The following is a 4617-nucleotide window of genomic DNA, read 5'->3' as shown; positions in this document are numbered from 1 at the left end:
ATCTAATGAGTTAAAAAACTACGTAGATGCCGCGGGCTATCCGCATTATGTGTTTGCGATTGCGCAGATTGATGGTGACGGGAATGTGCAGGATTTACGCCCGGCAGGGTCATTGAGCGACAGGGATATTGTTGATCTGCAAAAAGAGCTGAACCAGGTTAGGCAGAACTACGCGACGAAAGCGGCGTTATCCAGTGGGTTAAGTAAGATGCAACCGAAAGGCGATTATGCGATCCGGCAAGATGTTCAAAATGGTTTGAATGAAAAGCAGCCGAAAGGCGACTATGCCACTAATTCGGCATTAAATGGCGTCAATGACAATGTTAACAGCCGTCTGTCCAAAGCACAAAACGGCGCAGATATTCCCAACAAATCTGAGTTTGTTCGGCAACTGGGTTTGTCGAAAACAGTAGAAAAAGCAGAAAATGCGGTTCCGACTACCCGGAGAATTAATAATAAGCTATTAACGGGGGATATCACACTGAATGCATGGGATGTGAACGCATTTCCTCAAACCAAGTCTATGACTCATATTCCTGATGGCAGCTACATAGGACCGTTCGCCTGTGGTAGAGAAGGCGAGTGGGTCAGGGGAATTAGTATGGGTTTTATCAATAGTGATGTAGGACAAATCTGGATTGATGCCTATGCGACATTGTACACCCGGTATTTGAATTCAAATGGAAATATTGAACAACAAAAAATTCTCGGAGTTCCCATTGGTGCCACGATTGAATGGCAATCCGAGGCACTGATCCCGCTTGGATTTATGGAGAATAACGGGCGAGAATTTGATAAAACCCAATATCCAGAATTATTGAAAGTGTTTCCCAGTGGGCGGTTGCCTGATGATCGGGGATTATTTAAACGTGGATTGGATACCATGGGCGGGATCAGCAGGGGACTTGATCCGGGGCGTAAATTAGGTACGGTTCAGGGAGATACTATACGGAATATTACGGGTAGTTTGGGTTCACCCACGGTAGAGAGAGGGGGGTATGGTGATGGGGCATTTGCTTCAACATTTAAAGATGGTGGCCGTTCTGCGGGAAGTGGTGGTGGTTCAATCACATTCACCTTTGATGCGTCACGCGTTGTCCCAACAGCAAACGAAAACCGCCCCATTAACAAGGCAGTGATTTATATTACAAGGATATTCTAATGGCAAAATACACAACCCATATTCCGATGGCGGAATTTGATGATCATGGACTGGCAATTGAAGCGGGCTGGGTAGAGGTTTATCACTGCCATGCGCAGACACGCGAGTTTTTAGGTAAATCGTATGACAGTGTGCCTGTCGGTTTTTCCATCGTTTCGGATGCGTATTTAGATGAACCAGAATTACCGGAAGCAGATGATATCGCGGTGATCCGTTCCCCTGATGAAACCTGCTGGCTGCAGGTGCCCGATTATCGTGGCAAAACGGCCTACCATATCAAAACCCAGGCACCGCAACAGATACAGAAAATAGGGGAACTCGCCATTGATTTGACGTTACTTGAACCCCGAACCCCGTTTGATAAATGGGAGGGTAAAAAGTGGGTAACAGATACCAGGGCAAAACAGCGTCATGATGTGCAACAGGCGGAAAAACGCCGGGAAGAATTGCGCGAGCAGGCAGAAAAAATCATTATGCCTTTACAATATGCTGTCGATACCGGGCTGGCGACCGAAGCCGAAGAACAGACCTTGCTGGCTTGGAAAAAATACTTGGTCATGTTGATACGCCTGGATGTGTCAAATGTCGCTCATATTAACTGGCCGGAGCAGCCCGCATAATGCACTGGCAGCGTAAAGTCATGCAACTGTCCCCGGATTTATCGGGGATTCATTGTGCTATCGTCCCCGTTCACCCCTTTGCCTACGGTATCGGGCAACAGACCGACAGTGGCAGCTATTTAAGCCCAGCGAACGCCATTGATACGCTGGCGAATAAACTCACGGGTGCAGGCAATATCAATAGCCTGGTACTGATGGTCTGTGCCAAAACCCATAATGAATTTATGCAGCACCTCACGCAGTTTGCATCGGTGTTGCCACTTCCGGTGTTCGCCCAGGTCAAACGGATGGCAAAAACAGCAGAAAGTCTTGCCATCACCAAAATGCAATTGCCGGGTAAACAGGGCGGCGGGCTACCCTTGCCGCAACCGCTGTCAACCGCAACCAGTCGCTTGACCGCTAATTCACAGTTAATCGAACAGGCCAAAGCGCAGGCCAGTGCAGGCAGCAGTGTTGCGGGGTTAAAATCCCAATTAACCGCGTTCACGACCGCCCGTCAGTCCGCCTTGCAGCAAATGCGTGAGGCCATTAACGGGCTTAAGGGAAAATCGGCCGACGTCTGGGCGTTCTCAGGGAAAGGGAACGGCGCACATGTGGCGGAGAAACTGCGCCAGAATATCCCCGAACCCGACGCCGTTTATACCCTGGCAATCTTGTTTGCCGGAGACGCTATCCGCCCATTAGAAAGGATGCTACACCATGAGCCAAATTATCACCCTCGCCCTTGATGGCGAGGCCATTCCCTTAAAAAGCCTGACCGTCACCCCGTCTGTGATGTTTCAGGATCAAGACCAAAGCGGGCAGTCATCCAGCACCGCCGTCGCTGAACAGGGCATTAAACCGAAAGAGCTGCGTATCACGGGCATTATTCCCTTTACCGAGCAGAAAACCCTGTCCCGCCTGTTTGCTTTGGCGGAAGCGAAAAAAGACGGTAACCTGAAACGCTATCGGGTTGCCAACCTGACCGCACAGGCCATCAATTTTCGGATCGGCACCTTCACCAATACCATTGATGCCAGTAAGGTGGACGGCAAGCAGGCATGGCAGGTCACTTTCACTCTCAGGGAGCATTTATCCGTGTCTGAAAAACGCGATGCCCGTGCCAGTGGCACTATCCAGGCCAAAAAACAGACCGGACAAGGTGGCGGAGCCGCCAAAGAAGATCCAGAAAAATTAAACTGGTTTGAACGCGAGGTGTTAAAGCCGATTAATGACAGCATAGGGGCAGCCAATGAAACCCCTTAACCGGCTTTATTTATCGGGTGATGAGATCCACTTGGTTGACGCCAATCTGATGCTGGAACTTTCCGCCTGTGGCCGCGGATTTATCACCGCAGAAACAACCACCGATTACACCGGAAAACTGGTGCGCCTGGATGTGGGCTATCCCGATTTGGTACTGCGCTGGTTTACGGGCTATGTGGAACGTTCACAGCCTGCCCAGAACGGTTACCAACGCTTGTTTGTGCGTGAACTGGTCGGCGTGTTTGATAAAGCGTGGCCGTGCTCGTTTCAGCACCCAACCTTGCGCCAGATGGCAGGCTGGTTGCAGGAACACAGTGGATTGGTGTTTACCTTACCGGATGCACCTTATACGGATAAACCTGTCCCGCATTACACCCATAATGGCACAGGCTATCAGCTACTGGCGAATCTGGGGCAGGTCTTTGCTATTGAGGATTATATCTGGCACCAATTGCCGGATGGTTCGGTCTATCTGGGGAGTTGGGCGCATTCGATGTTTAAGGGTAAACCCGTTGAGATCCCCAATGAATTTAGCCAGCAACAGACCGCGGGCAATGCTATGACCATTCCGATGATCCAGTCATTGCGACCAGGCTTTGTGGTCAATCAGCAGCGGCTTTGCAAGGTCAACCTGACCAATGAAAACATGACCATCACGTGGTTGCCTGATGGGAAACTCGCGGACAAAACCCCCGCCCAGCGCCAGATTGATGCGGTTTACCCGGAATTATCGGCGGGCACACACCTGCCTAAATTTGCCCGCATTGAGGCCCACACGGAAAACACGGCCAGTGGTGATATGGCTGATCCGTTCCGGCCACGCTATGCGGTTGATGTGCAATTGCTGGACGATGACGGTAAGGACGCCGCCGCACCGATTTACCGTGCTGTCCCGCTGCCCTTGCCCATGGCCGGCGCTGAATCGGGGATGTTCCAGTATCCGCCCATCGGCACGGTGGTTGAAATTGCTTTCGAAGGTGGCCGACCGGACAAACCCTTTATCCGCCAGACCTTAAGCCAGGGCAATACCCTGCCCGATATTAAGCCCGGTGAACAACTGCAGCAGCAGCGGGCGGAAGTGTCACAACGGGTCACGCAGGAGGGCAGTTGGATCAGGCAGACCGACCAGACCATTAATGAATCCTCCAGGCACCGTGAAATCAAGGCCGACACGGAAACCCGTACCGTGGTAGCACGGGCAACCACGGTACAGGCCACGGATAAAACCACCGTTTTGGGGACATCTACCCTACTGGCAGGCGCTGTCCAGCAAATTGCTGACGGGGATTACAGTCTGGCAACCTCAGCAAATCTGGTTGCCAGTGTGGAAAAAGCCGCGAATATCGAGGTCGGTCAAACGCTGATTGAAAAAATTGGCCTGCTTAAGCAAAGCATTGCCGGAGCCAGGCAGGAGATTGTCGCCCCGGTGGTCTGGGTTGGCAGCCAGCAACTGAACGTGATGACCTTAATGTTGGAGACACTGGATGTGGTGACGGAGTTGGCCGAACTGACCGCCGCCCATACCCATCACAATACCGGCACCCCGGAGAACGCCAGCGCGATAAGAAATACGGCCTATAAATCGGACGG

General features: G+C 51.5%; 4 protein-coding genes and 1 pseudogene. All 5 read left to right on the top strand.

Features of this window, described 5'->3' with window-relative positions; genetic code table 11:
• Positions 1–1162 (top strand): annotated as a pseudogene (locus IQ211_RS18035) (tail fiber protein); the annotation flags it as partial.
• Entirely contained in the window at positions 1162–1782 is a 621-nt protein-coding gene (locus IQ211_RS18030) for a tail fiber assembly protein (protein WP_189761238.1), read from the top strand. The pseudogene IQ211_RS18035 and the gene IQ211_RS18030, both read left to right, overlap by 1 nt.
• Positions 1782–2510, top strand: a complete 729-nt coding sequence (locus tag IQ211_RS18025) for a hypothetical protein (protein ID WP_189761239.1) — start codon at positions 1782–1784, stop codon at positions 2508–2510. Before IQ211_RS18030 ends, IQ211_RS18025 begins: the two co-directional genes overlap by 1 nt.
• Entirely contained in the window at positions 2482–3027 is a 546-nt protein-coding gene (locus IQ211_RS18020) for a baseplate complex protein (RefSeq protein WP_189761240.1), read from the top strand. Before IQ211_RS18025 ends, IQ211_RS18020 begins: the two co-directional genes overlap by 29 nt.
• Positions 3014–4617: hypothetical protein (locus IQ211_RS18015; protein ID WP_189761241.1), on the top strand; the 1604-nt coding region annotated here is incomplete at its 3' end. The genes IQ211_RS18020 and IQ211_RS18015, both read left to right, overlap by 14 nt.

It is taken from the genome of Xenorhabdus griffiniae (assembly GCF_015163655.1).
Classification (GTDB): Bacteria; Pseudomonadota; Gammaproteobacteria; order Enterobacterales; family Enterobacteriaceae; genus Xenorhabdus; species Xenorhabdus griffiniae.
This window is presented reverse-complemented; position numbering and strand designations above follow the sequence as displayed.

Coding starts and splice junctions, on each gene's coding strand:
- IQ211_RS18030 (WP_189761238.1), top strand. CDS start 1,162: ATGGCAAAATACACAACCCATATTCCGATGGCGGAATTTGATGATCAT.
- IQ211_RS18025 (WP_189761239.1), top strand. CDS start 1,782: ATGCACTGGCAGCGTAAAGTCATGCAACTGTCCCCGGATTTATCGGGG.
- IQ211_RS18020 (WP_189761240.1), top strand. CDS start 2,482: ATGAGCCAAATTATCACCCTCGCCCTTGATGGCGAGGCCATTCCCTTA.